General features: G+C 57.1%; 28 protein-coding genes. 12 read left to right on the top strand and 16 right to left on the bottom strand.

The features are described 5' to 3' along the window. The first annotated feature begins 92 nt into the window (after positions 1-92). Positions 93-833, top strand: a complete 741-nt coding sequence (locus ABIE59_RS07245) for a hypothetical protein (RefSeq protein ID WP_354445611.1) — start codon at positions 93-95, stop codon at positions 831-833. A gap of 11 nt (positions 834-844) precedes the next feature. Here ABIE59_RS07245 and ABIE59_RS07240 read toward each other — a convergent pair whose 3' ends face one another. Next, positions 845-1690 carry a DUF72 domain-containing protein gene (locus ABIE59_RS07240; protein WP_354445609.1) on the bottom strand — a complete coding sequence of 282 codons (846 nt, stop codon included), beginning with the start codon at positions 1688-1690 and terminating at the stop codon, positions 845-847. A gap of 170 nt (positions 1691-1860) precedes the next feature. Beyond that, on the bottom strand, positions 1861-2274 hold the full coding sequence (arfB, locus tag ABIE59_RS07235; RefSeq protein ID WP_106694891.1) for an alternative ribosome rescue aminoacyl-tRNA hydrolase ArfB: 414 nt from the start codon (positions 2272-2274) through the stop codon (positions 1861-1863). A 71-nt stretch (positions 2275-2345) separates the two neighbouring features. Between arfB and ABIE59_RS07230 the strand changes: the two genes are divergently transcribed. Beyond that, positions 2346-3023 carry an NAD(P)H-binding protein gene (locus ABIE59_RS07230; protein ID WP_354445607.1) on the top strand — a complete coding sequence of 226 codons (678 nt, stop codon included), beginning with the start codon at positions 2346-2348 and terminating at the stop codon, positions 3021-3023. On the opposite strand, the gene ABIE59_RS07225 is transcribed toward ABIE59_RS07230, so the two are convergent. Beyond that, entirely contained in the window at positions 3020-3619 is a 600-nt protein-coding gene (locus ABIE59_RS07225; protein WP_354445605.1) for a sterol desaturase family protein, read from the bottom strand. The two genes, ABIE59_RS07230 and ABIE59_RS07225, sit on opposite strands and share 4 nt — an antisense overlap. Positions 3620-3780: 161 nt before the next feature. Between ABIE59_RS07225 and ABIE59_RS07220 the strand changes: the two genes are divergently transcribed. Further along, entirely contained in the window at positions 3781-5448 is a 1668-nt protein-coding gene (locus ABIE59_RS07220; protein ID WP_354445703.1) for a BamA/TamA family outer membrane protein, read from the top strand. A gap of 91 nt (positions 5449-5539) precedes the next feature. On the opposite strand, the gene ABIE59_RS07215 is transcribed toward ABIE59_RS07220, so the two are convergent. From ABIE59_RS07215 to ABIE59_RS07205, 3 genes are all read right to left on the bottom strand, one after another. Beyond that, positions 5540-8773 carry a carboxyl transferase domain-containing protein gene (locus ABIE59_RS07215; RefSeq protein ID WP_354445603.1) on the bottom strand — a complete coding sequence of 1078 codons (3234 nt, stop codon included), beginning with the start codon at positions 8771-8773 and terminating at the stop codon, positions 5540-5542. Positions 8774-8930: 157 nt separating this feature from the next. After that, on the bottom strand, positions 8931-9635 hold the full coding sequence (locus ABIE59_RS07210) for a PspA/IM30 family protein (protein WP_106694900.1): 705 nt from the start codon (positions 9633-9635) through the stop codon (positions 8931-8933). 4 nt (positions 9636-9639) lie between these two features. Then, the gene (locus ABIE59_RS07205) at positions 9640-9909 is read right to left on the bottom strand and encodes a YiaA/YiaB family inner membrane protein (RefSeq protein ID WP_058092198.1); all 270 of its coding nucleotides are present in this window, start codon (positions 9907-9909) and stop codon (positions 9640-9642) included. Between the two features lie 154 nt (positions 9910-10063). On the opposite strand from ABIE59_RS07205, the gene ABIE59_RS07200 reads away from it, so the two are divergent. Continuing rightward, positions 10064-10831: a helix-turn-helix domain-containing protein gene (locus ABIE59_RS07200; protein WP_106694901.1), complete on the top strand. Its 768-nt coding sequence runs from the start codon at positions 10064-10066 to the stop codon at positions 10829-10831. Between the two features lie 32 nt (positions 10832-10863). Here ABIE59_RS07200 and ABIE59_RS07195 read toward each other — a convergent pair whose 3' ends face one another. Next, positions 10864-11802 (bottom strand): sensor domain-containing diguanylate cyclase, encoded by a 939-nt coding sequence (locus ABIE59_RS07195; RefSeq protein WP_354445600.1) that lies wholly within the window; start codon positions 11800-11802, stop codon positions 10864-10866. A gap of 318 nt (positions 11803-12120) precedes the next feature. Here ABIE59_RS07195 and ABIE59_RS07190 point away from each other — a divergent pair, with 318 nt between their 5' ends. From ABIE59_RS07190 to efpL, 4 genes are all read left to right on the top strand, one after another. Continuing rightward, positions 12121-12498, top strand: a complete 378-nt coding sequence (locus ABIE59_RS07190; RefSeq protein WP_354445598.1) for a hypothetical protein — start codon at positions 12121-12123, stop codon at positions 12496-12498. A gap of 129 nt (positions 12499-12627) precedes the next feature. Beyond that, entirely contained in the window at positions 12628-13326 is a 699-nt protein-coding gene (locus ABIE59_RS07185; RefSeq protein ID WP_152438793.1) for a crotonase/enoyl-CoA hydratase family protein, read from the top strand. Between the two features lie 107 nt (positions 13327-13433). Then, positions 13434-13931 carry an acyl-CoA thioesterase gene (locus tag ABIE59_RS07180; RefSeq protein WP_072678156.1) on the top strand — a complete coding sequence of 166 codons (498 nt, stop codon included), beginning with the start codon at positions 13434-13436 and terminating at the stop codon, positions 13929-13931. Positions 13932-14005: 74 nt separating this feature from the next. Next, complete coding sequence (gene efpL / locus ABIE59_RS07175) at positions 14006-14572, top strand: elongation factor P-like protein EfpL (protein WP_058092192.1); 567 nt, start codon at positions 14006-14008, stop codon at positions 14570-14572. Positions 14573-14589: 17 nt separating this feature from the next. Here efpL and ABIE59_RS07170 read toward each other — a convergent pair whose 3' ends face one another. From ABIE59_RS07170 to ABIE59_RS07155, 4 genes are all read right to left on the bottom strand, one after another. After that, entirely contained in the window at positions 14590-15285 is a 696-nt protein-coding gene (locus ABIE59_RS07170) for a pseudouridine synthase (protein ID WP_354445595.1), read from the bottom strand. Beyond that, entirely contained in the window at positions 15282-16070 is a 789-nt protein-coding gene (locus ABIE59_RS07165; protein WP_354445593.1) for a spermidine synthase, read from the bottom strand. The genes ABIE59_RS07170 and ABIE59_RS07165 overlap by 4 nt, the downstream gene beginning before the upstream one ends. After that, the gene (locus tag ABIE59_RS07160; RefSeq protein WP_354445701.1) at positions 16070-16783 is read right to left on the bottom strand and encodes a lytic transglycosylase domain-containing protein; all 714 of its coding nucleotides are present in this window, start codon (positions 16781-16783) and stop codon (positions 16070-16072) included. The genes ABIE59_RS07165 and ABIE59_RS07160 overlap by 1 nt, the downstream gene beginning before the upstream one ends. Before the next feature lie 129 nt (positions 16784-16912). Next, complete coding sequence (locus ABIE59_RS07155; protein ID WP_354445591.1) at positions 16913-18268, bottom strand: dicarboxylate/amino acid:cation symporter; 1356 nt, start codon at positions 18266-18268, stop codon at positions 16913-16915. Between the two features lie 183 nt (positions 18269-18451). On the opposite strand from ABIE59_RS07155, the gene ABIE59_RS07150 reads away from it, so the two are divergent. From ABIE59_RS07150 to ABIE59_RS07140, 3 genes are all read left to right on the top strand, one after another. Beyond that, positions 18452-18691: a TIGR02647 family protein gene (locus ABIE59_RS07150; protein WP_354445589.1), complete on the top strand. Its 240-nt coding sequence runs from the start codon at positions 18452-18454 to the stop codon at positions 18689-18691. A gap of 97 nt (positions 18692-18788) precedes the next feature. After that, the gene (locus ABIE59_RS07145; protein WP_354445587.1) at positions 18789-19691 is read left to right on the top strand and encodes a DMT family transporter; all 903 of its coding nucleotides are present in this window, start codon (positions 18789-18791) and stop codon (positions 19689-19691) included. A 141-nt stretch (positions 19692-19832) separates the two neighbouring features. Then, positions 19833-20615 (top strand): substrate-binding periplasmic protein, encoded by a 783-nt coding sequence (locus ABIE59_RS07140; RefSeq protein ID WP_354445585.1) that lies wholly within the window; start codon positions 19833-19835, stop codon positions 20613-20615. A 29-nt stretch (positions 20616-20644) separates the two neighbouring features. Here ABIE59_RS07140 and ABIE59_RS07135 read toward each other — a convergent pair whose 3' ends face one another. The 3 genes from ABIE59_RS07135 to ABIE59_RS07125 all read right to left on the bottom strand — a co-directional run bounded on the left by ABIE59_RS07135 (position 20645) and on the right by ABIE59_RS07125 (position 23531). Beyond that, positions 20645-21097 (bottom strand): hypothetical protein, encoded by a 453-nt coding sequence (locus ABIE59_RS07135; RefSeq protein WP_354445583.1) that lies wholly within the window; start codon positions 21095-21097, stop codon positions 20645-20647. Next, a complete protein-coding gene (locus ABIE59_RS07130; protein WP_354445581.1) occupies positions 21097-22776 on the bottom strand; it encodes a L,D-transpeptidase family protein in 1680 nt (559 codons plus the stop codon). The genes ABIE59_RS07135 and ABIE59_RS07130 overlap by 1 nt, the downstream gene beginning before the upstream one ends. Positions 22777-22865: 89 nt before the next feature. Then, on the bottom strand, positions 22866-23531 hold the full coding sequence (locus tag ABIE59_RS07125; protein ID WP_354445579.1) for an AbiTii domain-containing protein: 666 nt from the start codon (positions 23529-23531) through the stop codon (positions 22866-22868). A gap of 171 nt (positions 23532-23702) precedes the next feature. On the opposite strand from ABIE59_RS07125, the gene ABIE59_RS07120 reads away from it, so the two are divergent. Beyond that, entirely contained in the window at positions 23703-24362 is a 660-nt protein-coding gene (locus ABIE59_RS07120) for a protein-L-isoaspartate(D-aspartate) O-methyltransferase (RefSeq protein ID WP_354445577.1), read from the top strand. A gap of 24 nt (positions 24363-24386) precedes the next feature. Here ABIE59_RS07120 and ABIE59_RS07115 read toward each other — a convergent pair whose 3' ends face one another. Together ABIE59_RS07115 and ABIE59_RS07110 are read right to left on the bottom strand one after the other, a co-directional pair. After that, entirely contained in the window at positions 24387-25193 is an 807-nt protein-coding gene (locus tag ABIE59_RS07115; RefSeq protein WP_354445575.1) for a DUF1338 domain-containing protein, read from the bottom strand. After that, on the bottom strand, positions 25183-26262 hold the full coding sequence (locus tag ABIE59_RS07110; RefSeq protein ID WP_354445573.1) for an arginine N-succinyltransferase: 1080 nt from the start codon (positions 26260-26262) through the stop codon (positions 25183-25185). Before ABIE59_RS07110 ends, ABIE59_RS07115 begins: the two co-directional genes overlap by 11 nt. Between the last annotated feature and the right edge of the window lie 57 nt (positions 26263-26319).

Genomic DNA, 26319 nt, shown 5'->3' with positions numbered 1-26319 from the left:
CGCCACTGAACTGGATTTCAGGGTCTATAAAACTGCTCCGTGACAACTGGGGTGTGATTCTGCCGGCATACCTGCTGGTGATTGTTGCGCCAGTGCTGATTCAGCTGGTTTCGTTCGAGCTGATGTTTCGAGGCAGTCTTTTTACGATGGTTCTGATCGTTTCTGCGATCGCGGTTCTGACACTGGTACTGAACGCCGGGATGATCGCCGTTTTTCACTCTGCAGCTGAAGGGCGTCCTCGATTCACCAGTTTGTTTGCTGCGTTTGGGGGGCACAGTATCGTTCACCTTGTGCTTATGTTGCTGATGATGGCTTTGGTCGCCTTGGCTATGGCATTGGTGGGTTACTGGATTGTGGGTACAGCAGATCTTGAGCGTGCGCTTTTCGGCACCGGCTACTACGGTGACGCCATGAGTTTCGGCTTGGGAACCCAAAACTTCATGTTGCGTGCCCTGTTCGTGTTCCTCTCGGTGGTGGCGGCTGTGACCCTGTTCGCTGCGCTCTTCTGCTATGTCGTGCCGTTGATCGTGATTGCTCGTGAAGGCGTCTTTGCGGCGATTGGTCACAGTTTTCGGGCGAGTTTCAAGAACCTGTTCGTGCTGATTTTCTTCGCCGTGAATGTGATGGCGCTGAGCCAGCTCTTTTTCTTCCCCCTGTTCACGATCAGTGCGTCAACGGCATCAATGAGTTTCTGGGTAGTGGCGATGATTCTTGCGGCCATAGTTTGGGGGGCAGTGCTTACCGGTGCTTATTACCTCTCGTTCCGGGATGTGCTGCTGGCGGACGAGCCACCCCTTGGTGAGCCGGCTCTGGACACTGCGGTAGCTGCATAGTCGGCGTTTGGTCAGAACAGCCCGATTTGCGGCGTTGAAACGTTCACTGGCAGAGGCTCCAGCTCCGGAAGCTTTTCCCGCAGAAGCTCGGTCCAGAGTGAGGCCAGTGCCACGGCGTGGCCGTTGTCGGGCATGTGCATGAAGACATAGGGCTGAATGCCAGCCGCTACCCAGGTTGCCACTCGCTGGACCCAGGGTGTAAGAAATGCCCGGTTGGCCTCCAGGTTTGGGTGCCCTATGTAGCGAATCACCGGCGGAGCATCGCTGGGCAGGATATGCACCGGAACCCGGGGCTTCTTGCGCTGGGCATCGACGGTTGATTCACAGCCGGGCGCTGCGGAGAACAGAGCCCGGCTATCCAGTACAACCCGGGCAAGCTTGCGGGCCCGTAAGCCTTGATTCAGGGCCCGCTCCTCCTCACCCTTGGCAAAAAACGCAGGGTGCCGAACTTCTACGGTCCAGTCCAGAAACCCCGGTGCGGTATCCAGAAAGCGCCAGAGTTGATCCAGCCGCTCCGGGCCGAAGCCCGCTGGGAGTTGCAGCAACATGGGGCCAAGCACATCATTCAGCGGCTCAATCAGCGACAGAAAGGCGTCCAGTTCATCGCCGGCGCCGTTCAGGAAACGTTCGTGGGTGATGGCTTTGGGCAGTTTGAACAGGAATCTAAAGTTGTCCGGAACCTGCTGCCGCCATAGCTGACACTGTTCTCGGCTGGGGCTGGCGTAAAAGGTGGTGTTGCCCTCAACGGTGTTGAATACACGGGCATATCGCGCCAGGGGCGTGCCGCCGGGTGGCAGTTGGTTGTTCCAGTTCGGATCTTGCCATTGAGGGCAGCCAATAAAGTAGGGCAATGCCATCGCTCTTCCGTTGCTGTGCTGTGGATAAATTGATCACTTAAAGCGGGCGGATGAACCGGTTGATCAAATAACCTACGCATTCCACCAGCCCTTGTGGTTAAAGGGTTTGCACTGCCTATCCTTTCGTTCCTAACAAAGTTATCCACAGATGTTGTGGGTAAAACAGGCTGTCAAAGCTGAACTTTTCCCCTGAGTGCCTTGGTTTTGCCCTTTTTCGTTTTGCTGTCCACTCGCCGCCTTTGCGACCCCTTGGTAGGCTTGGTTGGGCGCCGGGCCTTCTTTTGTTTTACCGCTTCCTGAATGAGCTCTTTCAGTCGCTCCAGCGCATCCTCCTTGTTCAGTTCAAGAGTTCGGAAAGACTGGGCTTTGATCACGATGATGCCGTCTTTACTGATGCGCTGATCTGATAATGCCATCAGCCGTTCCTTGTAGAAAGGCGGCAAGCTGGAGTTGAGGATGTCGAAGCGGAGGTGAACGGCGGATGCCACCTTGTTGACGTTTTGCCCGCCGGCGCCTTGCGCGCGTATCTGGGTGATTTCAATTTCCCAGTCCGCCAGTTCAACGGCGTTGGAGATTTTCAGCATGGGCTTCCATTTAACTGCACAAAGTGGATTCAGGTGTTACGGTGAGCCTAATCAATTTTCAGGGGTGTGTCATGAACGTTCTGGTATTGGGAGCCACAGGCCTGACCGGTCGCCTGGTGGTGGAAAAGCTGCTGAAGCGCTCGGGGGTATCATCCGTGGTGGTGCCGGTGCGCCGTTCACTGGGTATTGATAGCCCGAAGCTGGCGGAGCATGTGGTCGACTTTGAGACCCTGGAGTCCCGTGCTGCTATTTTCAAGGTTGATGCCCTGATCTGCTGCCTGGGAACCACGATCAAGAAAGCGGGCTCGCAAGAAGCCTTCCGTAAGGTGGATTACGATTACGCCTATAGGGCGGCCAAACTAGCCAAGGCGGCGGGCGTGAACCGATTGATCCTAATGTCTGCCATCGGGGCCTCGTCTCGGTCCACGGTTTTCTACAATCGCGTGAAAGGCGAGCTGGAGGATGCGGTGCGAGGTCTTGGGTTCGATTATCTTGCCATTTACCACCCAAGCTTGTTGCTGGGCGACAGGAAGGAACACCGTACCGGTGAAGCGTTGGGGATGGCCGTAATGCCGCTGGCCAACCGCGCATTGATTGGACCACTGCATAAGTATCGGGCCATCGAGGCGGAGACAGTTGCCGAGGCGATGGTGAATGAGCTAATCGAGTTTACCGGGGCCGAAAACTCCCGAACCGCAATTAAGGTTCGGGAGTACGACGATATCCGGAGATTGGCCACAAAGAGTTAAACGAGCTGCCCTTGATTCAACCTTTCGAAGCTCTTTGGAAAGAGCCTTCGGCAGGCTTGGTTCAGTGGCTTTTCAACGATCTCGGGTAAACGAATGCCCAGCGGGTTAGACTCGGCCATGGCCTCGTTGGCGATTACCCGGGTGCCCATGATGTAGTCGAACCAGGGGCGTGTTACGCACCAGTTGGCATCCTGGTTGGTGTTCATGTGATGGTCGTAGTGCCAGGGAATCGCTTTTTTACCCCACTCCGGTTCCAGGTGAGAGCGCCGGTGCACGTAAAAATAACGAGCAGCAGCATAGTAGGTGCCCAGGGTAAAAAACGGGGCCACCGGCATCGCCAGGGAGGTAATGGCGGTGAGCTTGAGCAAAGAAATAACTTCATCCCGGGTGCGCCAGTTGCTCAGGCCTTCCGCGTAACCATCATCCTGGTAATCGGTGGTGCGCACGATTTTGTGGTGCTGCCAGTGGCTCTTCATGGATTTGGGGATGGGGCTGTAGCGCGGCTGCCCAGGCCTGGGCGTGCCATGCAGGATGTACTTGTGGGCGTACCATTCGAAGCCGTTGGCAAAGATCAGGGCGATGGGAAAACCAATCATGGTCTGGCCTCTTTTTGTGATTGTTGTTCTATCCTGTCATAGCTTTGGATGAATCCTTTTATTAATTTGCGCCAGGTTGGCGGTGTCGTTGGCGGAATATGACAGTTTGGGCAGGAAGCAAAACAGCGATGGTGTGCCGGAACAGTCTGTTGGTGTCCGGAATGATCCTGTCGGGGTCTGTGTTGGGGGCAGAGCTGCCCGACGAGTCGTGCGTTGTCAGCAATGTTCAGCCGGAAACGATTGATCTGGACAAGCCTCGTGATCAGTTGGCGCGCCAGAGTGATCTGGTGATTCCTGCCGGCGCCCGAATTGGCAGTATTCGTATTATCCAGCGTCCGATTTTCGATACCACCGACCCAAAGCAGGACAATTTCCTGTACCGCACGCTTAATGCGCTCAACACATCGACCTGGGAATCTGCCTTACGGTCTCAGTTGATATTTGTTGAGGGTGATCTTTATTCGCAAGCGCTCTTGGAAGAGTCTGAGCGGGTCTTGCGGCAGCGGGAATATCTGACAGCGGCCTGGGTGGGGGTTACCCGCCTTTGTGGGGATGAGGTGGAGGTGAGTGTTCTGGCGCGGGATACCTGGACACTACTGCCAACCCTGGGGTTGACCAGATCCGGTGGCGAGAATACCACCAATGCGGGCATCTCCGATCCGAACTTCCTGGGTTCCGGCAAGAGCCTGGGAATTTCCTACACCAAGGATCCGGATCGCTCCGAGACCAGTTTGTTTGTGGACGATCCCAATGTCGCTGGCTCTCACTGGCAGGCGGGTTTTTCCTACGATGACCGCAGTGATGGGAGGGGGCGGAGCGCCTATCTGGAACGGCCATTTTTTAGCGAGCGCACCAACTGGCGCTTTGGCTTGGCTGTAGTGGATGATGTCCGGGAGGAATCCCGCTACGTGGGGGCAGAAGCCATTGCCGATTACCGCCGTAGCCGGGAGTATTTCAGTGTTGATGGCGGCTGGCGCCTGGCTGAGCGCAACGAGCGGCAACTTCGCCTGCTCGCGGGTTATCGCTACGAGGCGTTCGGATTTCAGCCGTTACCTGATCAGCCTGCTCTGGATGTGTTGCCGGATGATCGAACCCTGAGCTATCCATGGATTGGTTTTGATTACCGCCAGAACCGTTTTCGCGAGATGACCAACCTGACCCGTTTACAGCGGGTTGAAGACGTTCGGGATGGTTTCTTGTGGCGCACGGAATTGGGTTATTCAGGCACCGGGTTGGGGGCAACGGAAGATCGGGTTGTCCTGAACATGAGTTTTCAGGACTCGTTGCTGGCGACGGAAACCAACTACGCCAGCTATGGCCTGAATCAGAGCGGCACCTATCGGCTTGATCAAGACCGCGTCGAAAACCTCCTTGGCACCCTCAGCCTGGAGTACTTTCACGGTGGGTCCGTTCGTTGGAACGGCTGGTACACGAGTCTTGCCTTTACCGCCGCTCGCAACCTGACCGCCGACCAACAACTGTTGATAGGAGGTGAAAACGGGCTGCGTGGCTATCCCAGCGAATACCAGCAAGGTGACCGCAGGGTTTTGTGGACACTCGAGCGCCGGTACTTCCCCGACTGGCATCCTTTCAAGTTGTTTCGGATGGGCGGGGTGGTGTTCGTTGATGCTGGCCGCGCCTGGTTTTCTGACGGCCAGAGTAACGGGCCGGACAGCGGTGTGCTGAGGGATATTGGGGTTGGTTTGAGGCTGGCATCCAGCAGAGTTGAAGTGCAGAGAATGCTGCACTTCGACCTGGCGTTTCCCCTGGATGGCGATGACAGCATTGATGACCTGCAGGTGCTGCTGCGGGGAAGAAGTCGGTTCTGAGCGGTTAGCGCGAGTTTTGCGGCTGAATGCCGTACTGAGGTGTTATAAAGTTGCGCTCAGCTGCTTCTCTGTGCCTTCGTGGCGTTGGTCATTAATGCCCTGCAGCCGAGAGCCCTCGCACCAGCCAGGCCCGAGTTTCCAACGGATCTATGACCGCATCGATTTCCAGATAACTGGCGACGTTGATGGCTTTGCCCTGTTCGTAAGCCTTGGCGACCAGGTAGTCGAACATCTTTTCTCGAGCCGCATCATCTGGTTGGGCTGCCAGCTCCTTGGCAAATCCCAGGCGTACCGCCCCTTCCAGTCCCATGGGGCCGAATTCTCCGCTTGGCCACGCGGCCGTGAAAAAGGGCGTCAGCAGGCTGCCGGCGGCCATGGCTTGTGCGCCAAGTCCGTAAGCCTTGCGCAGAACCACGGTGTAGAAGGGCACCGATAGTTTGGCTGCGGCCAGGAACATGTTGGAGACGCGACGCACGGTTGCCTGTGTTTCCGCCTCTGGCCCAACCATAAACCCCGGGGTATCACACAACGACAGAATAGGCAGGTTATGAGCGTTACAGAGTTCCATAAAACGGCTTGCCTTATCGCCCGCTGCGGCATCGACGGCGCCTCCCAGATGCATGGGGTTGTTGGCTATCAGGCCCATGGGGCGGCCCTCAATTCGAATGAACGCGGTAATTAACCCAGGCGCGAATTGGCGGCGGAGCTCCAGAACGCTGTCGTCATCAGCGAGCGTTTGGATGACTTCCCGGATGTCGTAAACGCGCATGCGGTTCTCGGGAATCAGATGGCGAAGCCTGCGCTGATCTGCGCAGGTCCATTCCGCGAGGGAGCCCTGGAAATAAGACAGATACTGCTTGGCCACGGCGACAGCTTCGGCCTCGTCTTCGACCACCACATCAATCACGCCATTGGGGCCCATCACGGAGACCGGCCCGATCTCCTCGGGGGCATATCGACCCAGACCGCCGCCTTCTATCATTGCCGGGCCGGCCATGCCCAGGTTGGCATTCCGGGTAGCGATAATGGTGTCGCAACATCCCAGCAGGGCCGCGTTGCCGGCAAAGCAACGGCCGGAAACAATCCCGACGGTTGGCACCTTGCCCGAGAGCCGAGCCATGCTGACAAAGCTATGACAATCCAGGTGTGACACGCCGTTAGTGTCGGTATCGGATGGGCGACCGCCGCCACCCTCGGCAAACAGCACCAGCGGAATTCGCCACTGTTCTGCCAGGGCAAGTAGTCGGTCCGTTTTCCGGTGGTTTGCCAGTCCCTGGGTGCCGGCAAACACGGTGTAATCGTAAGCCATTGTGGCGCAACCGGCGGCTGCGGCGCCGAAGCGCTCGGCGTTGACGGTGCCGATGGCGGTGATCAGCCCGTCCGCGGGGCTTAGTTCAATCAGTGTATCCACCGACCGGCGACGCCGTTGGGCAGCCAGCGCCAGTGCCCCGTATTCGTTGTAGCTGTCTGGGTCGAGCAGATCCTCGACGTTCTCCCGGGCGGTTCGCTGACTGGTACGGCGGCGCTTTGCGACCGCGTCGGGACGATGCTCATCGGTTAACGCATCGTGGCGCTGGAAGACCTCCGCCAGATCAGCCCGGATGTAATCGAGGTCGATGGTCTGCTCGGTTTGAATGGTGTCATCGCTGACCTCTGAGGGTTCCAGGATCAGCAAAGCTTCACCCTCAGTTACCGTTGAGCCTGACACCGCGAGGAGGGTTTGAACGATACCGGATTGCACGGCTTGCACGATGAATTCCATCTTCATCGCTTCGAGAACGGCAACGGTTTGGCCCGCTGCAATGGTGTCGCCTTCCCGGACCTCAACACTCACGAGCGTGCCTGCACTGGGCGCTGCGATGCTGATGGCACCGGCAGGTAATGATGGTGTGTTCAGTTTTGTGTCGTGCGTCGCTTCTGTTCTGTCGAAGTGACGCCTCGGGTGCTTGCCTTCAGACTTTGAGGGGGCAAGCTCTGAAAGCTGGTTTTCCACGAATCGAGTGTTGACTTGCCAGGCTTTGACGGCCGGGTGGTGCAGCAGGTTTTGTAGCAGTCCGATGTTGTTGGCCACGCCGTCCAGTCGGAATTCACACAGAGCACGATAAAGCCGTCGAAGAGCCGATGGGTAGTCCGGGCCGTGGGCGATCAGCTTCGCGAGCAGGGAGTCATAGGCGGGATTGATGGCGTAGCCCGTATAACCTGAACCATCCACCCGCAAGCCGGGCCCTGTTGGCGGCTCATAGGCCGTGAGCGTGCCCGCTGCGGGCATGGTGGTGCCATCGGAACGAAGGGTTTCGGCGTTGATCCGGGCCTGAATGGCCACGCCGCGCACGGCCGGCGGGGTGTCCAGGGCCAGTTCAGATAAGGTTTGGCCAGATAGAAGCTTCAGCTGGGTCTGGACCAGGTCAATGCCGGTGACTTCCTCGGTGACGGTATGCTCTACCTGAACCCTCGGGTTGGCTTCCATGAAGTAGAACCGACCGGGTTGATCTTCGTCCACCAGAAACTCGAAGGTGCCGAGCCCTCGGTAGTTGACCGCTTTTGCCATGACCAGGGCACAGTTGATCATTTCGTCCCGGAGCACCGGGTCGAGGCCCGGACTCGGGGCCAGTTCGATGAGTTTCTGGTTGCGCCGCTGGATGCTGCAGTCCCGTTCCCACAGGTGGGAGACGGCGCCGGTGCCATCCCCAAGAATCTGGATTTCAATATGGCGGGCGCGGGCAATCAGTTGTTCAACATACAGATCACCATTGCCAAAGGCAGCTTGTGCTTCAGATCGGCAGCGGCTGAAGGCTTGTTCCAACTCGCCCTTGCTGGTCACCGCGCGAATGCCGCGCCCGCCGCCACCGGCAACCGCCTTGAGCATCAGGGTGCCATGCTGGGCCAGAAAGGCTTCTGCCGCCTCTTGGCTAACCGGGCTGTTGATACCGTTGACCAAGGGCACCTGACAGCGCTCTGCCAGGGCCCTGGCAGAGGATTTATTACCGAACAATTCCAGCACATCCGGCGCCGGTCCGATGAACACCAACCCTGCCTGCTCACATTGGCGAGCGAACTCGGCGTTTTCCGCCAGAAATCCGTAACCGGGGTGAATGGCGTCGCACTCGTGGGCCTTGGCCACGGTAATCAGTTGTTCCATGTCCAGATAGGCTTTCACACCACGGCCTTTCAGGGGCACGGATTCGTCTGACTGGCGGGTATGCAGGCCGTTTGAATCGTCCTCAGCAAACACGCTGACGGTTCGTATGTTTAGCTCGCCGCAGGCGCGGGCAATGCGAATGGCGATTTCACCGCGGTTGGCGATTAGGACAGATCTGAACGTCATGGCGCTTCATCCCGGAGACAGGTTCTTGTTCTGGTTTTTGGATGTCTCCATCCTAGGAAGCGGGCAATGATGAGGCAAATGAATTTTATTGAAGGTTAGCTATAAGCAGAAGTGATGAGCTTCTGCTTATAGGGTTCTTGTCGGTGGCGAGGTGAGGTCATCCTTTGGCGTTTGCAGAGGACCGCGAACGAATCCTCGCGAGAACCTGTTCGCCACTGCTCTTTCCGTTGCTGATGCCGGCGGCTTTCAGTTTCGAGTCCAGGGTTTCGTCCTCCTGTTCCCGGTCCAGCTCTGTCAACGCCGCCTCGATATCCTCCGCTTCGGCCTGTCTTGCCTGAATGCGGGAAACGGATTGATTGAGGTCTTCCATGTGACTGCTCAGCCCCCGTGCGTGTCCGCGGAGTTGGCGGTTAACCTGCTCTGCGTGGCGGTTGGCCCTGGCCAGCCGGAGTTCACTGTGGAAATGCTTGAGCGCCCGGCCAGAGTCCCGCAGCTGTTTGCGCAACCGGTTTTCCTGCTGCTGCAGTTTGTCGTGCTGCTGTTGCTGGCGCTCAAGAAGTGGTTCATCTTCGGCGATCAGGTTGGCCAGCTCCAGCGCCAGCTCTTCCTCGTTCTTCTCCAGCGCTTCGGTTACCTGATGCTCCCGTTTATCGATGGTGGCCCTCAGGTGTTCGTTGTCCCTGGCCAGCCGGGTTTTTTCCGCCATCAGGCAGGCGAGTTCCCGCTTGGAGCGGGCGATGGCCTGTTCTGCATCGCGCAGCTCCTGTTCGAATATCCGGATACCGTTGGCATCCACCAGTTTTGCTACCGGCTCCTGGGCCGATGCCCGGAACAGGGTGTCCAGTTTGCGCCAGATGCTCATGGTGTTACTCCCCGTATTCTTTCAGCAGTTGATGGGTGCGTGCCTCGGAGATGCGGTTGACGATGCGCTGGTGCTCGTGTTCGTCGCGGATGGTTTTTGAAAGCGTGATGGTGGTGCTGACAAGAAACAGGGCGCTGATGGCCATGTAGCCTTTGAGCACCAGATCCACCGGTGCCAGCACCACGCCGGCGGCGGCCGCAAAAAGCGCGATAGCAAAGGAGACCTTCACAAAGAATACCCACCCGGCGGAATTGCTTTTGAGTTCGCTGTCCATGATTAACTCCTGATGACGTTGTTGTTGGAACGGCTCCACTGTGCGTGAACCAGGGAGGGCGGGCGAGGTTTTCTATAAAGGTAGTACTGCCCTATACATTGGGTATTGTATATTGATACGTTTGGCTGAGTGGCTGGTAAGAAAGGGGACGGTTATGGCGCAAACCAGCGCGATTGTCAGTGAATTGAAACGCCAACTCAGGGCACACGGGCTGACCTACCAGGATGTGGCACAGGCGCTGGCGTTGTCAGAGGCGAGTGTGAAACGGTTGTTTTCAGATCGTCAGTTCTCCTTGAAGCGCCTGGACCAGGTATGTGGACTGATGGGGATGGAGATCACCGATCTGGTCCGCAAGCTGGCCCCCGAGCCCCGGGTTGAACAGCTGAGCGAAGAACAGGAACGGGAGCTGGTGTCTGACCTGCGCCTGTTGCTGGTGGCGGTGTGTGCCATGAACCGCTGGCAGTTTGGCGAGATACTCCAGAACTATCAGATAGAGGAGCCGGAGTTAATCCGCTATCTGGCCCGGCTTGATCGCATGGGACTGGTGGAGTTGTTGCCCGGTAACCGAATCAAATTACTGGTCAGCCACGACTTCGCCTGGCAACCCCGGGGGCCAATCCAGCGGTTTTTTGAAACGGAAGTTCAGCAGGATTTCCTGAAATGTCGATTCCACCAGCCGGGTGAGATGCGGCTTTTTGTAAGCGGTATGCTGTCGCCCCAATCGAACGAATCCGTGCAACAGAAACTGAAACGTCTGGCCCTTGAGTTTCGTCATTGCCATGAGGAAGACCTGGCTCTGCCATTAGAACAGCGTTTCGGAGTCAGCTTGCTGATGGCCATGCGGCCGTGGGAGATTGACGCCTTCGCAAGCCTCCGGCGGCCAGAGGCGAGGAAGGCGTATCCCGGTGTTACAAGGAATTAGACACTGACTCCTACCTTGGCGGAGTGATAGCCTCAAGCTGCCACGATGCGGTTCCTGCCTTGGTGTTTCGCCTCGTACAGGCGCTGATCCACAAGCTCCAGAAAGTCATTGAGTGAATCATTTCGGGCCGGTGTGATTGTGCCGACGCCGATGCTTAGCGTGACCAGCTGGCTTGCGCTATTGTTCCCATGGGCAATCTGTTCTCGCAGGAGATGTTGGTGGCACCGCTCGGCAACTTTCAGTGCTGCCGCAGGATTGGTTTCCGGCAGAATGATGACAAACTCCTCGCCACCAAAACGGGCAACAAAGTCCTTAGAACGCGTTGCAGCACCCATGAGCACTTTGGCTATACGTTTAAGGCACTCATCCCCTTGCAAGTGACCATGAAGATCGTTGTATTGCTTGAAGTTATCGATATCCAAAAGCAGCACCGAGAGAGGTTGATGGTTTCTCAGGGCACTATGCCAGGCCTCGTCCATGAATGAATCAAACATTCGGCGATTCGCTACGCCGGTGAGGCCGTCCTGGAATGAATATTCCTCGAGCTTTTTTTGCAAGGCCACGACTTTTTCTTCGGTTTTCTTGCGCTCGCTGATGTCGAACATGAAACCGATCAGCGCTTCGACCTCTCCATTCTCATCGCGGGAAACATGCACCACATCCCGAATCCAGACGTAGTGACCATCTTTGTGCAGTGCCCGATAGTCAGCTTCGTGATCAATGCCTGACTTGGATTGAGCGACACAGAAATCCACGACCCAGCCCTGGTCATCCGGGTGCATGCGGGTGGCCCAATCTTCCACACTCTGCCAGCTTTCCGGTGTCCAGCCCAGTAGTGCTTCGATTTGGGGGCCGATATAGGCGAACTTCATGGTTTTCCAGTCGATCTTCCAGGGTATGGCCCTGGTAGACTCCAGCAGGGTTTTGTAGACCGAGCTGTCGGTGGCCAGTTCTTCAGGTTTGTTTTTCAAGACCGTACCTCCAGGCTAGGCTACTCTGGGTGGAGTCTTCGGTGGATGGATTCGAGAGCATGGGATATGTCGCAGTATAGGGCATTGGCGTCTGGAGGGAAGCTACTCTTCGGTGCATAAATTATGACCCGGTCATTTTGCGGCCATATTGCTTGAACCCCCGGTTCTATTGGGCTCAGGCCGGCTATCCTTGCGCTACGCACAAAGTTATCCACAGATTCTGTGCGTAACCTTGGGTGATGCATGACGAAGCCGCTTGGGGTAGGCTGCCTGCATGTCTATCACCCGGCGTTGTCGCCGCATAAACGGAAAGCGTTAATGAAGTTCCCCATTGTTACGGTTGCCATGGTGTCTGTTGCCCTCGTCTACGTGTTCTGGGGCCAGACCCAGGAATCCTCTGATCCGACCGATCCCGCCCGCTTTGCCAATCTTCAGGCCAATCCTGCCAAAAGCAGTGAAGTGGTGGACTGGGCGATCACCCAGATTCCGGAGGTGTGCGCACAGGCGATAGGGCAGCCTGCGGGCAGTGACGCCGTTAAAGACTGTGAAAAGCGTGCGCAATCCCGAACGTCTACGTGCCGTCGGGCTGTGTACGACAATTTCCCGGACAACGTGACCTCCGAGGCGATGTTCCGGGATGTCTCTATTTCCATGATGAATTGCCTGGTGCCCCAGGGCGGTATTGTCAGGCCCTGACCATTGGCGCGGGGCGGTGGCCTGGTGATGATCAGGGCTTTACCTGATGCCGCAGATCGCCCACAATCTTGGGATTCTGATGTTAACAAACACTCACTTTAATAAAACGCAGTAGATGAGGATGCACAGGTGACTGAACTTGTAAGCTACGAACTGAACGACGGCATTGCCACCATCAGCCTGAACAACGGCAAAGCCAATGCCTTGAGCCACGACGTGTTTGCCGGGCTGAATGCCGCTCTGGACCAGGCCGAGCAAGACAAGGCCATTGTGATTCTGACTGGCCAGCCGGGTATGTTCTCTGGCGGCTACGACCTTAAAGAAATGCAGAAAGGCCCGAAAGAAGCAATGGCGCTGGTGAAGGTGGGCTCAACCCTGACCCGTCGCCTGGCGGCGTTCCCGCTCCCGGTGATTGGTGCTTGCAGCGGCCATGCCATCGCCAAGGGTGCGTTTATCCTGTTGTCTGTGGATTACCGCATTGGCGTAGAGGGCGGCTTCAAGCTGGGCCTGAACGAAGTGGCTATCGGTATGACCATGCACCACGCTGGTATCGAGATCGCCCGCCACCGTATGCCGGCGCCGTATTTCTACCGTTCGGTGGTGAATGCCGAGATTTTTAACCCGGAAGGTGCCGTTGCGGCTGGTTTCCTGGATGAGGCGGTGGCTCCTGAGCAGCTGATGGAGCGAGCGGTAGCGGTTGCAACTCAGATGAAGCAGCTCAACCTGAATGCGCATAAGCAAACCAAGCTGAAGGTGAAAGGCGATTACCTGGCGCTGCTGGACCGCTGCATCGAACAGGACGCTGCTCACTTTGATCTGATGGGTTAACCCGAGCCCACCTCTTTCTGGAACTGGCTGGCAGGTTTGATTCTGAACAGCCAGGCCAGAAGAGGTTTCGCAGAGTTTGTGGGTAAACACGAGAGGGGGCGAGTGAAATGTCTGAAAAGCCGGGTAAGCCGGTGGCGGCATCCGCCATCGACAAGCATGTGTACAAGGTTTTCCCCAACGATATGAACTCACACAACACAGTGTTTGGCGGCATGATCATGGCCAAGTGTGATCGCCTGGCTCTGGTGGTGGCAGAGCGCCATTCGGCCCATGTTTGCGTGACTGCTGCGGTGGATTCCATCCACTTCCGGGCCCCTGCCAAGGGGAATGACACACTGCTATTCAATCTGTCTCTGAACCGCAGCTGGGGCTCGTCGATGGAGATTGGTGCCCGTGTAGAGGCCGAGAACAGCTATACCGGTGAGACCCGCCACATCCTTTCCGCATTTTTCACCTTTGTGGCCCTGGACAAGAACGATCGGCCTGTTGAGGTGCCACCGGTGATTCCGGAAACGAAAGACCAGATTCGTCGTTACGAGAAAGCCGAAATTCGCCGGGAAGGGCGGCTGAGAACGCGAGACGCGCTTTCAAAAGCAAATGGCTGAGAGACTATCGCTTATTGATTCCAGTCATGGTATATCAGCGCCACAGAAAACCCTTTTTATCGGAATCGGATGTTATGCCTAAAGCGAGTGAGATCAAGAAGAACCAGGCCGTTGAATACGACGGACGCGTCTATTTTGTGAAGGATATCGAGCGCTCGGTACCTCAGGGCCGTGCTGGCGGCAGCTTGTACCGCATGCGCATGTACGATGTAGTGACTAACCAGAAGCTGGATGAGACCTTTAAAGACTCTGACATGCTGAATCTGGCCGATTTGGTGCGTCGTCCGGTCATGTTCTCCTACGCCGATGGCGACGAGTACGTGTTCATGGATAACGAAGACTTCACCCAGTACATGCTGAATAAAAGCGCCATTGAAGACGAGCTGTTGTTCATCACCGAGGATACCCAGGGCGTGATGGCGATTCTGGTCAGTGAAACGCCGGTGGCCATTGATCTGCCGCCGACCGTTGAGCTCACCATTGAAGAAACCGACCCGTCTATCAAGGGCGGTTCGGCAACGGCTCGCACCAAGCCAGCCCGCCTGACCACCGGCCTGGTGGTTCAGGTGCCTGAGCACATCTCTACCGGTGATCGCATCAAGGTGAACGTGGAAGAGCGTAAGTTCCTCAGCCGCGCCTGATGTTTTGATCAGCTCCGTCAGCCGACGGAGCTGATTTCGTCGCCGCTGAGGTGACGATACCCACCAACAGGAAGTTCCGGGTCCAGTACCAGACTGCCCATGCTTTCCCTGTGCAGCGATGTGATCCGATTGCCGACCGCGTGGAACATGCGCTTTACCTGGTGATATCGCCCCTCAAAGATGGTTACCCGAGCCTCACGTTCATTCAGTTGCTCCAATCGGGCTGGGGAGGTTGTCAGCTGTTCGTACGCAAACCAGATACCCTCGGCAAAGCGCGTGGCCGTTTCCGGGCTGATGGGTGAAGCGGTTGTGACCCGGTAGGTTTTCGGTAGTTTGATGGCAGGCTCGGTGAGCCGGCGAGTCCAGAGCCCGTCATTGCTCAGAATCAGAAGCCCGGTGCTGGCCCGATCCAGGCGGCCGCCGATGTGCAAGTGCTCCCGTATTTCCGGCGCAATCAGTTCCATGACGGTGGGGTGTTGGTCATCCTGAGTGGCGCTCAGGTAGCCGGCGGGTTTGTGGAGCATCAGGTAATAAGCGGGTTCGGCTTGCTGGATGATGTTCTGGTCAATTCTGACTTCCTGAAACCGGGAAACCTCCTCTGCGCCGTCCTGACACCTCTGGCCGTCCACGCTCACCCGGCCAGACGCCAGAAGCTGATTGGCCTGCCGGCGACTGACACCGTTCTGGTTACTGATAATGCGCGAGAGCTTCATGGCTCGCTTGGGGTGACGGCCGGCACCAGCCGGCTCAGCTTCTTGATCAGTTTGCGCCAGCCAATCGGCAGACGCTCTTCCAGCGCGTTCAACCGGGATTTGTCTATGGACCAGGGGTCAAAGTCCTGTTTGCGCCCGTAGATCACCCAGTTGTTGGTCCGGCTCTTGAACACCAGAAGTAACGGGAACTGGCGCTTGAGTTCCCGCAGCAGATTGCCATCTGGTTCCGGCATTCGGTGGTAGTTAAGCACCAGCCAGCCGGTAGAGGATAATGCCCGGCTGCAGGCTTTGATAAACTGCCGCTGGCTTTGCGCCGGGCTCATACGGTCAGCACTGTACAGGTCCGTCAGGATCATATCGGTGCTGGCTTCGGGTAGCTGGTCGACGGCCAGGCGGGCGTCGGCAATATGCACCCTTAGCCGTTCTGATTCGGGTAGTGCAAACCAGTCCTTTGCGATTTCCGCAACCTTTCGCCGAAGTTCATACACATCAATGGTGCTGTCCGGCAGCAGCGTGAACAGACCATGGGCCAGTACGCCACCACCCAGGCCCAGAACTGTTACCCGGGCGGGTGAGGCAAAAGCGATTGGCAGCAGCATGGCGCGGTTGTATTCATGCACTGGCACGTTGGGGGATGCGCGCAAAATTTTGCTTTGCTCAAACACCGAATCGAAGCTCAGAATCCGGTGCTTGCGGTCATCGATCACCAGGATGTTGCCATGGGGGTCGCTTGCCACATGTACGATATCGCCCTTGATTTCAGGGCGCTTGATAATCGTGCCCATCAGTTGCTGGCGTAGCGTTGGTGCAGAATGCCTACCCGTTCAACATAGGCCTTGGTTTCCGCATAGGGGGGGACGCCATTGAAGCGGCCGACGGCGCCGGGGCCGGCGTTGTATGCGGCTGTTGCCAGTCGAATATCGCCGTTAAAACGTTTGAGCATACGGGCGAGGTAATCGACCCCTCCGCGGATGTTGTCCTGAATGGCAAAGGGGTCTCGTACACCCAGTTCGTCTGCGGTGCCGGGCATGAGCTGCATCAGCCCCTGGGCACCCACCGGTGACACGGCCTTCGGATTGAACGCGGATTCTGCATGGATAACTGCCCGCACCAGGGCCGGGTCGACATCAAACTCCTGAGCGGCCGTCAGGATTTCATCCCGGAACGGGCTGAGGAAAAGAGGTGTTCTATGCCAGTCCACCTTGGAACCCGGATCGCAGGCATAGCAATGGAAGCGGATAACTTCAACGTCTTCCGTACCGGGGCGCTGGCTGCTGTACGCCACCACACCGTGCTCATCGGTGTAGCGGTACACGGTCTGGTTGCGCGTGGAGGCACGGGGCTGGTTTGGGCTTTTCACGTTGGTGAATTCCACCCGGCCATCCGGGTGCACAATGCGCTGGATGCTGTCGGCATGGGCGATGCCGGTCACCAGAACGAATCCGGTGAGAAGGGCGACCGCTGATCTGGTCAGTAGGGAGATACCGCTGAAATTCATCAAAGACCCAGTGCGCTGATTCTGCATGACAATCTACCGATATTATCGCGGTAGATGCCCGCACAAGTGTAGGAATTTCGTACCTTGATGATACCGATTGTTCATGGGGTCACAAACTCACCGTAGGCTTCAGGCTTCACCGGGCACCGGTTCGGGTTGGTCTGGTAATCGTTTGCCCGACCAGTTTTCCATCAGCTTGCACGCAACCAGATCACCGGTCACGTTGATCGCGGTACGGCACATATCCAGAATCCGGTCCACGCCCATGATCAGGGCGATACCGGCGGGCGGCACGCCCACCGATTGCAGCACCATGGCGAGAATGACAATGCCAACGCCCGGTGTTGCCGGCGAACCGATGGACGCACCCACGGCCATGGCAACCACCAGAGCCATACTGCCCACGCTCAGATCAATGCCGTATACCTGTGCCAGGAAGACGGTGGCCACGGCCTGGTAGAGCGCAGTGCCGTTCATGTTGATGGTGGCGCCCAAGGGAATCACAAACTGGGAAACGGAAGGCCGCACACCCAGTTTGTCTTCCGCGGTGCGAATAGACAGTGGCATGACGGCGGCGGAGCTGGAGGTTGAAAAGGCCAGCAGCAACACATCGCGGGTGTCTTTCAGAAACTGAAGTGGTCGCACCCCTGCGAGGAGCTTGAGAAGGGCGAGGTAGAAAACCATCAAAACGGCGAGGCCGAGCAGCACCGTAGCGACGTAGGAGGCCATGCCCAGCATGGCACGGAACCCGAGCGTGGTGGTCAGTTGCGCCATCAATCCGAAGACTGCATAGGGCGCCAGGCGCATCGCCCACCGAACCACCGTCATGCAGATTTGCTGCAGGGAGTCGAGCAGGTCCAGCATCGGCTTGGCCTTGTCCCCCGACATACTGACCAGTGCAACGCCGATGATGATAGAGAAAATAACCACCTGCAGCATCTGCCCTTCCACCATGGCATCGAGGGGGTTGCCGGGCAGCAGGCCAATGAGAGTCTGGGGGATTGCATCCAGACCGGGGATGTCGGCGGCAACCGGCACAGCATCGACAGGCGGTGCCGTCAGGCCGGTCATCAGATCGCCCGGGTTAACAAGGCCGCCCACCCAGAGGCCAATGGTCGCTGCAATCGCTGTCGTGATGACAAAGAACAGGGTAACCCGGACGCCCATCTTGCGCAGTTGTTCCAGGTTGTCGCTGGCGGCCAGGCCTCTTACCACCGAGGCTATCACTAGCGGTATCACAATCATCTGGATGGTGGCGAGGAACAGTTGCCCGGGAAAGGCCAGCCAGTTGCCGATCAGCGTGCCGGTTTCCGGCTCGACCAGTCCAACAGAGGGGCCGAGCAGGGTGCCCACCACAAGGCCCAGTCCCATGCCAATCAGCACCTTGAGCCAGAGCCTGCCTTTAACCAGTGTGGCCAGGTAGACGCTCAGGTGACGCAGGGGGCGGGGGTAGTAGTCGGCCTGCTGGCCGTTCGTGTTATCCATGGTCAACATGTCCGTGTTGCGATCAGCCAGTGCCAGCTTTGTGCAATTAAAATAATGAAGTGGTGAACGTAACAATAGGATATTCAGGGAAAATATGCACCTGGATCAATTTCTTCTTAATTCCGCCATGGCGCTCCGGTATTTAAGCTAAACTGCAGATAATTCGAACGATAAGGAGCTTTTATGCCGTTCTCTCCGAACCATCTTGCTGAGCTGAACCTGTTGCTGCAATTTCCCTCGATTTCTACTCAGGAGGGTATCAAGGTGCATGCCCATACGGCGGCGCCGGAAACGGTGAGCGCTGCGGAGTCGTTGTATGCAAAGGGGCTGATCAGCCAGAAAGACGGTGGTTATCTGACGCCACTCGGTTGTGAGGCGGTGGAGTTTACCCAGAAGTTGCAGTCTATGCTTGCCGGAAGCTGACTGTGACGGTCGGTTGACCGGTTTCTGTGTCTGTGTGGCCGGGCGTGGGCGGGGTATAGTCTGGGGCCAGTTTTTCACAGCAGCCGAGATTTGATCCATGCCCCCGGTTTTCTTTTCCTTTTTTGTTCCTGCCCTGTTTGTCTGGCTCTGGAGCACCGGTTTTATTGGTGCCAAGTACGGCCTACCGTATGCGGAGCCTTTCACGCTGTTGTTTATCCGCATGTTGCTCACGTTAATACCGTTGGGAGTGCTGGCCATCGTCATGCGCGCCCGATGGCCGGGATGGCGCAGCGCTGGTCATGTGGCGATCACCGGTATTCTGGTGCATGGCTGTTACCTTGGCGGCGTTTTCTACGCCATTGATCAGGGTATGTCGTCAGGGTTGGTGTCGCTCATTGTGGGCTTGCAGCCATTGGTAACGGCGCTGGCGGCTGTGGTGTTCTTGCGCGAGGCGGTTTCGGGTAAGCAGTGGGCGGGGTTGGTCCTGGGGCTAGTGGGTGTTTCGCTGGTGATCGCGGAAAAGTTTGGTGGCACCAACGCCGGAGCGGAAGGGCTACCCGGGCTGACGCTGGTCTGGGCAGGTCTGGCGCTGATTGGCATCTCCCTTGGCACCGTGTACCAGAAACGACATGGCACATCGGTTGATCTGGTGTCTGGCACCATGATTCAGTACACCGCCGCAGCCGTCTTGTTTGGTATCGGTGCCCTGACTCTGGAAACCCGTGAACTGGAGTGGACGCTGCAGTTTAAACTGGCTCTGGGCTGGCTGGTTTTTGGCCTGTCCGTCAGTGCCATTCTGCTTTTGATGTGGCTGATTCGACGCGGCGCCGCCTCTCAGGTGGCGAGTTTGTTCTACCTGGTGCCGCCGGTCACGGCACTGGAGGCGTTTATCCTGTTTGATGAGCGCTTGGGGCCCATGGCCATGGCTGGAGGCGCTGTTGCCGTGGCTGGCGTGGCCCTGGTTGTCGCCTCAGGGCGGCGAATAGCCAGGTCGAGCTAGTTACGTTCTGTCACGGAACTTTCAATGCCGGATACGGATTACGGAGTTATGCTGTCATAAACTGCCATAACGATTGGCACAAACTTCCAAATCTGCCTATTTTTGCGTCATACCAACGATTGCCAGCCAAAAGGAAAAAACATGCACGTTGTCATCGCATCAGCCAGAAACGCCCTGCGAAACGTCACGAGGGCATTGTTCGTCGGATTAACGCTAGCGGCCTCAAGTGCCACGGTTCAGGCTTCTGAGCGGTTGTATATCTTTACCGAACATTATCCTCCTTATAATGCGTCTGTCTCAGGTGAGGGCTTTGCCCACAACGAGGACCAGATAACCGGTATCTGCACCGATATGGTGAAAGCCATGCTGGCAAGGGTAGATTACGATGTGCAGATGAAGATGCGAGCGTGGAGCTACGCCTACGACTGGGTGCAGGGCCGTGAAAACCACGGTCTGTTCTGTACGGCGCGCACCGATGAACGCGAGGAGCTGTTCCAGTGGGTGGGCCCGTTGGCATCCATCGAATGGACCCTGTTTGCGGCTCCAGACTCCGATATAACCCTATCCACTCTGGATGATGCCAAAGACCTGAGAATTGCCGGCTACCGGGGCGATGTCATGTCGCAGTACCTGGTGGATCAGGGATTTAACGTGATCATGAATACATCGGGCGATGTGAACCCCCGTCGTCTGGTGCTGGGCCAGGCCGATTTGTGGGTAACCGATGGTCTTGTCGGGCCGCTAGTCGCCGAAGACGAACATGGAATTACTGGCCTCAAGCCGGTGTTGGTTTTTCGGGAAACCCCTATGTATCTGGCGATGAGCAGGGAAACCAGTCCAAACATTGTGGCGGAGCTACAGCAAGCTCTGGATAGCGCCCGCAGTGAGGGCGAACTGGATGCGATTGTTGCCCAGTACGATTGATTCTTGGTACTGGCAGCCCCGTTAACTGGTCAATCTGAGCTTCGGCTGGGGTGAACAGACCGGGATAGCGTGGGCTCGCAACCGATGACTCTGCGGGCCTGTTTGTGGGCGTGCAGGTACCACCGCTGGCCGCCGCGGGTAAACATGTCTGGGCGCACCTGAAAGTCAGCGGTTTCAACGGTGGCTGGTATCGGCGTGCCATCAGCGTGCCGATAAACGCAGCTTGTGCCGATGGTGAGCGCCTGACGAAGGGGGAGTTCGATAAAGTCGTCGTCCCTGACCGACGGTGGTTGACCGTTGATTTCGATAACTTTCAGGCAAGGGCCGAAGTGAATGCGGTTGACGTCGTCCACAGATTCCTCAAGGCAGTGGTGAGCTTTGAGAAACACGACGTTGCTGTCCTGGCCTTCCTGACGATCCGGCAGGTTCTGGCAGGCTGCCAGGGTCAGCGCAAGCGCAGTTATTACGACTACTCTCTTCATCAAGGCCTCCGTGGTGTTGGCAACAGCATGCCCTTTGGGTCAGACCGGAGTGCGTCGATCAGCCGCTGATCTCGTCCGTAGATGTCGTTCCGGAACTGTATTACTCCTGATTGATCAACCCACACCGTCCAGTATTGCAGATGAACCGGTATCGGCGTTCTCAACATCGCATTGACCGGGGCTCTGAGCTCAATGGCTCGATCTATATTCGCCCGGGACCAGTTGCTGTTCTGTTCTAGCAGGCGTTCCGCCAATTCAAAGGGCCGCTCAACCCGGATGCAGCCAGAACTGAGGGTTCGTTCTGCTCGCCCAAACAGGGCCTGGCCCGGGGTGTCGTGCAGGTAGATATCATACTGGTTCGGGAACATGAATTTTATCTGTCCCAGTGCATTCTGTGGCCCGGGTTCCTGAACCAGCTGGTAAGGAAAGTTGTTGGCAGACAGCGAGTGCCAGTCGATGGTGGCCGGGTCCACTTCCACGCGATCGGCGCCCCAGCCCCGGTAGACCTTGAAATTCATGCGTTCCAGATAGCCGGGATCGCTGCGTATGATCGGCAGTTGGTCCTCGATCATCAGCTTCCGTGGGACGGTCCAGGTAGGGTTGAATACCAGGTAGCGAATGCGGTCACTGAATACCGGCGTTTGGCGGTAAGGTTGCCCGACGATCACACGTTGACGCAGGATTTCCTCTCCAGCGCGCACCATGATCATTTCGAAGCCGGCAATATTGACCAGTACAAAGGTGTCGCCAAGATCGTCCGGCAACCAACGCCACCGCTCCAGGCTGGCGTCCAGTTGACGTATACGTTCCACCGGCAGCTTGTTCAGGACAGCGACGGTCTGGCGCCCGATGATTCCATCTGGCTCGAGGCCGTGCCGGGCCTGGAACGTGGGAAGGGCGTTTAAAAGGTCGTCGCCGTAGACATCGCTGTCGAACGTGGCATCGTAGGCGTCCTGGCGATCATGGTCGGCGGTCGGGATATCCCCAAGGAGGGCAAGCCGGCGACGTATCTCGGGGATGCGCGGGTCAATGTCTCCCGGTCGGAGTGTGGGAGTGGCGGCGATTTCATGCCAGGGTTGCCCCAGCAACGCGGTCAGGGTGCGGCGCGCCGTGACCAGTTTCTGATAGGCCGGCGCCGAGGGTTTTAACTGTTGCAGTGTCTGGTAAATAGCATCCGAGTCCAGCGCTTGTTCAAGCACCGCATGGGTTTCCAGGTCCTGGCGATTGGCGGTCCATTCCGCATGAATGGTTCTCGGGTTAACTTTTCCTGCCTGTAAATGTGACGCCAGCAAGAGAAACGCGTCTGATAACACGATGTCCAGATCGGCCCGTACTTCTTCCTCCACGTGATCCGTGGGTTGCAGGGCCAGGGCGGCAATGGTTTCGTGGTGATAATCCAGCGGGTTCAACCCTTGATCCGCCACCTCACTGATGGCCTGAGCCAGTTGGCGCCGGGCGCTGTAGGAATCCCAAGCCAGGTCAAAGCTTCTGAGTTCGTAAAAACGGGTCAGGGCCTCCTTTGCAAGTATTGGTGCGTCGAGAACCGTGACAGGATGCCCGGCCTGCAGGGCTTCTATACGATTGATGATGCTGTCGTCACTGAGGACAGGGGGGCAGGCCAAAAGAAGAATCAGAGCCAGGCCGCGTGATCTGAGATAACTCCATCGTGCGTCTCCCATGGTGGCGCTCCTGGCTCCTTTATTGACGATTCAATCGGTTCGCGTGTCCTCCAAGTATAGCCTTTTGGTATTTGCGTGGCTTTTTTGACTTAGCCGGCCCGGCCAAACATGCGTTCCAGGAAGCCCAGCTCCCGAACATCCGCTACCGGCACTGTGTCCAGCTCCTGCATGGCTTTGCGCCAGAATACGTCAGGGGTGTCCAGGTGCGAGACCAGTTTTCGCTCTTCCGGGCTGTAGTGGTTGTGATCTCCGGAAACACCGGCGTCGATCAGTTGTTCGGTCCATAGAAAAATTGTGGCCCGAATGGTCCGGAGCAACCGGCAATAAACCTCCCGGCTGAGATTGATGGCCAGTTCGGCACTGAGGTTGATCTGCTTCTGTAGCTCTACCATGTCGCTTTTTTCCAGCAACACCCGGTTGCCGTTGCCTTTTTTGCAGCTCAGGCAGGTATGTTCAAGCTCTTTTATTCCTTGTACCAGGTTCAGGTGCCCGAACTCTTTGGTTTGGCTGTCATTCACCGGGGCCGGAATCCAGCCATATTGTGGAGACTTGGCAACGATGTGTCCCGGAAGGTCAATACGGTAGGGTGGTGCTTTGGCTATATCGGCGTAGCCGTCGAACTCGGCTCTTAACCAGGCTGCCATCTGGCGATGCCGGAGCATGGTGGCCAGGGTAATGGCAGAAGGCACGATATCACCGAGCAGATCGCTGGCGTCCTGGGTGCGTTCCATCAGGTGGTCGACAGATGTAGACATGATTATCTCCCTGAGCATGAGGGTTAAACCCTCGTCGTTATTTTTGTTTTTGGTTCTCCTGATCCATTCAGAGGAGTAACCTGTGGGTAAAAAGTAGACAGTGGTTAAAGTTTGCGCTGTTGTAAAAGCGTTATGGCTTTGTAACGACGGGTAATCAGGGAGGGACCGGTGATGAATGAGCAGGTTCCGGATTTCAGCAGCGTCCGTGCGAGCATGGTGCGGAATCAGCTCGCTGACAGGGGGATACAGGACTCCAGGGTGCTGGAGGCCATGGCGAGGGTCCCGAGGGAGCGGTTTATTCCAGATCACCTTGCGGGCGAAGCCTACGAGGATTATCCCTTGCCCATTGGTTGGGGGCAGACGATTTCCCAGCCCTACATCGTGGCGTTGATGGCACAGGCGCTTCAGCTGGAGGGGCGCGAGCGAGTGTTGGACATCGGCACGGGATCAGGATACGCCGCAGCCGTGCTGGCCAGCGTTGCGCTGGAAGTCTTCAGCATTGAGCGAATTCCCGAGTTGGCAGACCAGGCTAGAATAAACCTGGAACGGGCGGGGTTCAGCCAAGTGCGCGTTCGCTGTGGTGATGGAACCCTTGGTTGGCCGGAGGCTGCGCCCTTTGATGGCATCTGCGTTGCCGCAGGAGCCCCCGCCGTGCCTGAGACCCTTAAACAGCAGCTTTCCGTCGGTGGCCGGTTGATTATTCCGGTGGGGGCGGAACATTCAGTGCAACGGCTGGTGTGCATTACCCGCCTGACCGATGCCGACTTCGAACGCGAAGACTTCGGTGATGTCCGATTTGTACCTCTGTTGGGCGAGCAGGGATGGTCCTGACTTCAGCGCCAGGAGGCGCCGAAGTCAGTTTGACGCATGGGTACTCTCGAAGATCTTGTCAGCAGAAGCCGCCACAAAGCCGGAGTACAGGTTGCCATCCGGCTTCGGATACCGCAGGGCAAACTCATAGAAGCAGCTCGGTACCGTGGCCACCTGGTCAGTGAACTCCAGGGCTACCCGGTCTGCCAGGGTGGATGATTGTTCAAGCAGTTCTTGCGGTGACCCCTTCACCTCGCCCCCGGAGGTGTTTATAGCGAAGCCGTGTTCTTTAAGCAGTTGGTTGATCTGTGCAACCGTTTTGATGCTCTCAAGATGATTGATACTGACCGTAAAATGGTTGGCTCGATAACCCCAGGCGGCTGTCCAGGCGGCGTATTCGCTTTCCTCCAGAAGGGTCTGGTAGGTGCCGTAATCCAACTTCCAGTGGCGGCCGGAAATCAGAAAATCGTCGGCACTGACTGCGTCCGGGCTTGTTTGGGCCACAAGGTCAGAAACGATGGCCTGCAGCTGCGCCGAACAGTGATCCACCAGCAGCTCAGAGATGAACACCTTGGGAACATCCGGGTCAGGGTGCTCGTAATGCCGGGCGTAGAGTTTTTTGGCTTCAAAATGATATTCACCACCCGGTTGATAGCCCAGTTTGAGAAAGTGGCCGGCCAGTTTGTCCAGGCGCACCGGGTCCAGGTTAAAGGTGCGCAACGCGATGTGATCATTCACGATGGGTTGGCTTTCCCGTTCGCCCAGCAACTGATGAATGCGCTCAGCTGAGGGCGTCACTCGTCGATAGGATTGCCAGAGTTTTGAAAACAGCGTGGTCAGTTCATCCTGCATGATGGAACTCCTGGTGAGCGCTCATCTCACCTGCGTTCAGTAACGGTTGACACATAGCCAGTGGCAACGCACACATCAGGTCTCCGCCATTCAAGGCCAGTGTCCGCTGAATGCCTGCCGGTAGCGGAAGTCGGCCTGGTTCCGCTTGCTCAGGCAACGAATCGATTATCGTCGCACGAAATCCGGAACACTGGCCATTGGCCACAATCAACGGCGACCCGCTGGTGTTAGCCATGCCGGTGCCGCCAGGTGCAGCATGGAAGAAACCGCTGTTGCGAACACTGGCGATGGCATCTCTGGGACATTCAATGGTCGGGCCGGCATCGAAAAGATCCACCAGGCCGCGATGCCGGAACCCTTCCTGTTTCAGTAAGTGTAGTGCCGGGCGGGTGTCGGGGTGAACCTGGCCGATGACTGCCTGAGCTTCAATGGTCATGTCTGCAATGTCGAACGGGCCAGGGGGAACAAGTTGTTCCAGAAAGCGAGCATCACTCTGGGCGGAGAGTTGCGTTACCGTGGAAAAATCCAGATCGACCACCTGATGTCTCAGCCAGTTCCAGAAAGGCGAGTGGCCATGAGTGTCAGACACCCCCCGCATCTCTGCTATCACGGTGTTTGCAAAACGCTCGGGGTGCAGTGCCATAAACAGAAACCGGACTTTTGACAGGAGTTTGCCGGCATTGGCCTGGCGATAGTCCGGGCGAAGGTACAGCGAACAGATTTCGGTGCAGCCCGCGTAGTGCTCGCAACGGGTCAGGGTTTCCCTCGCGAGGCCTGCTGGCCCGATCGTTCTGTCGCGTTTGAAGTGGTGCAACGGCCGGTCGAGCCCAACACTGGCCTGGATGCCAGTTGTGCCCATGATCTCATGGCTGTGCTCATCCTCAAGTACAAACAGATACTGCTCGTTTGTGGGATTGTCTACGCGCCGCTCAAAGCTCTTCATGGAATGCACGATCTTCTGTGCCAGCGCGTCCCGGTCTGGCATCAGGGATGTAAATCCCGGCCCGGATTCAACGGCAATCTGATAAAGGGGATCAAGATCCCGAAGCGTGATAGGGCGGATCAACATAGCCGACATCCTGAACGTTGTTTAGGTCCAGTATGGCGGCTGGTTATGCCGATCTGT

This window comes from Marinobacter sp. MBR-99, assembly GCF_040547575.1.
GTDB lineage: Bacteria > Pseudomonadota > Gammaproteobacteria > Pseudomonadales > Oleiphilaceae > Marinobacter.
The sequence above is the reverse complement of the archived record's forward strand: the minus strand, read 5'-3'. Positions and strand labels throughout refer to the sequence as shown.

Excerpts from the sequence above, each read along its gene's own strand:
- ABIE59_RS07240 (WP_354445609.1), bottom strand. The coding sequence starts at position 1,690 with ATGGCATTGCCCTACTTTATTGGCTGCCCTCAATGGCAAGATCCGAAC.
- arfB (WP_106694891.1), bottom strand. The coding sequence starts at position 2,274 with ATGCTGAAAATCTCCAACGCCGTTGAACTGGCGGACTGGGAAATTGAA.
- ABIE59_RS07230 (WP_354445607.1), top strand. The coding sequence starts at position 2,346 with ATGAACGTTCTGGTATTGGGAGCCACAGGCCTGACCGGTCGCCTGGTG.
- ABIE59_RS07225 (WP_354445605.1), bottom strand. The coding sequence starts at position 3,619 with ATGATTGGTTTTCCCATCGCCCTGATCTTTGCCAACGGCTTCGAATGG.
- ABIE59_RS07220 (WP_354445703.1), top strand. The coding sequence starts at position 3,781 with ATGATCCTGTCGGGGTCTGTGTTGGGGGCAGAGCTGCCCGACGAGTCG.
- ABIE59_RS07215 (WP_354445603.1), bottom strand. The coding sequence starts at position 8,773 with ATGACGTTCAGATCTGTCCTAATCGCCAACCGCGGTGAAATCGCCATT.
- ABIE59_RS07210 (WP_106694900.1), bottom strand. The coding sequence starts at position 9,635 with ATGAGCATCTGGCGCAAACTGGACACCCTGTTCCGGGCATCGGCCCAG.
- ABIE59_RS07205 (WP_058092198.1), bottom strand. The coding sequence starts at position 9,909 with ATGGACAGCGAACTCAAAAGCAATTCCGCCGGGTGGGTATTCTTTGTG.
- ABIE59_RS07200 (WP_106694901.1), top strand. The coding sequence starts at position 10,064 with ATGGCGCAAACCAGCGCGATTGTCAGTGAATTGAAACGCCAACTCAGG.
- ABIE59_RS07190 (WP_354445598.1), top strand. The coding sequence starts at position 12,121 with ATGAAGTTCCCCATTGTTACGGTTGCCATGGTGTCTGTTGCCCTCGTC.
- ABIE59_RS07180 (WP_072678156.1), top strand. The coding sequence starts at position 13,434 with ATGTCTGAAAAGCCGGGTAAGCCGGTGGCGGCATCCGCCATCGACAAG.
- efpL (WP_058092192.1), top strand. The coding sequence starts at position 14,006 with ATGCCTAAAGCGAGTGAGATCAAGAAGAACCAGGCCGTTGAATACGAC.
- ABIE59_RS07170 (WP_354445595.1), bottom strand. The coding sequence starts at position 15,285 with ATGAAGCTCTCGCGCATTATCAGTAACCAGAACGGTGTCAGTCGCCGG.
- ABIE59_RS07165 (WP_354445593.1), bottom strand. The coding sequence starts at position 16,070 with ATGGGCACGATTATCAAGCGCCCTGAAATCAAGGGCGATATCGTACAT.
- ABIE59_RS07160 (WP_354445701.1), bottom strand. The coding sequence starts at position 16,783 with ATGAATTTCAGCGGTATCTCCCTACTGACCAGATCAGCGGTCGCCCTT.
- ABIE59_RS07155 (WP_354445591.1), bottom strand. The coding sequence starts at position 18,268 with ATGGATAACACGAACGGCCAGCAGGCCGACTACTACCCCCGCCCCCTG.
- ABIE59_RS07150 (WP_354445589.1), top strand. The coding sequence starts at position 18,452 with ATGCCGTTCTCTCCGAACCATCTTGCTGAGCTGAACCTGTTGCTGCAA.
- ABIE59_RS07145 (WP_354445587.1), top strand. The coding sequence starts at position 18,789 with ATGCCCCCGGTTTTCTTTTCCTTTTTTGTTCCTGCCCTGTTTGTCTGG.
- ABIE59_RS07140 (WP_354445585.1), top strand. The coding sequence starts at position 19,833 with ATGCACGTTGTCATCGCATCAGCCAGAAACGCCCTGCGAAACGTCACG.
- ABIE59_RS07135 (WP_354445583.1), bottom strand. The coding sequence starts at position 21,097 with ATGAAGAGAGTAGTCGTAATAACTGCGCTTGCGCTGACCCTGGCAGCC.
- ABIE59_RS07130 (WP_354445581.1), bottom strand. The coding sequence starts at position 22,776 with ATGGGAGACGCACGATGGAGTTATCTCAGATCACGCGGCCTGGCTCTG.
- ABIE59_RS07125 (WP_354445579.1), bottom strand. The coding sequence starts at position 23,531 with ATGTCTACATCTGTCGACCACCTGATGGAACGCACCCAGGACGCCAGC.
- ABIE59_RS07120 (WP_354445577.1), top strand. The coding sequence starts at position 23,703 with ATGAATGAGCAGGTTCCGGATTTCAGCAGCGTCCGTGCGAGCATGGTG.
- ABIE59_RS07115 (WP_354445575.1), bottom strand. The coding sequence starts at position 25,193 with ATGCAGGATGAACTGACCACGCTGTTTTCAAAACTCTGGCAATCCTAT.
- ABIE59_RS07110 (WP_354445573.1), bottom strand. The coding sequence starts at position 26,262 with ATGTTGATCCGCCCTATCACGCTTCGGGATCTTGATCCCCTTTATCAG.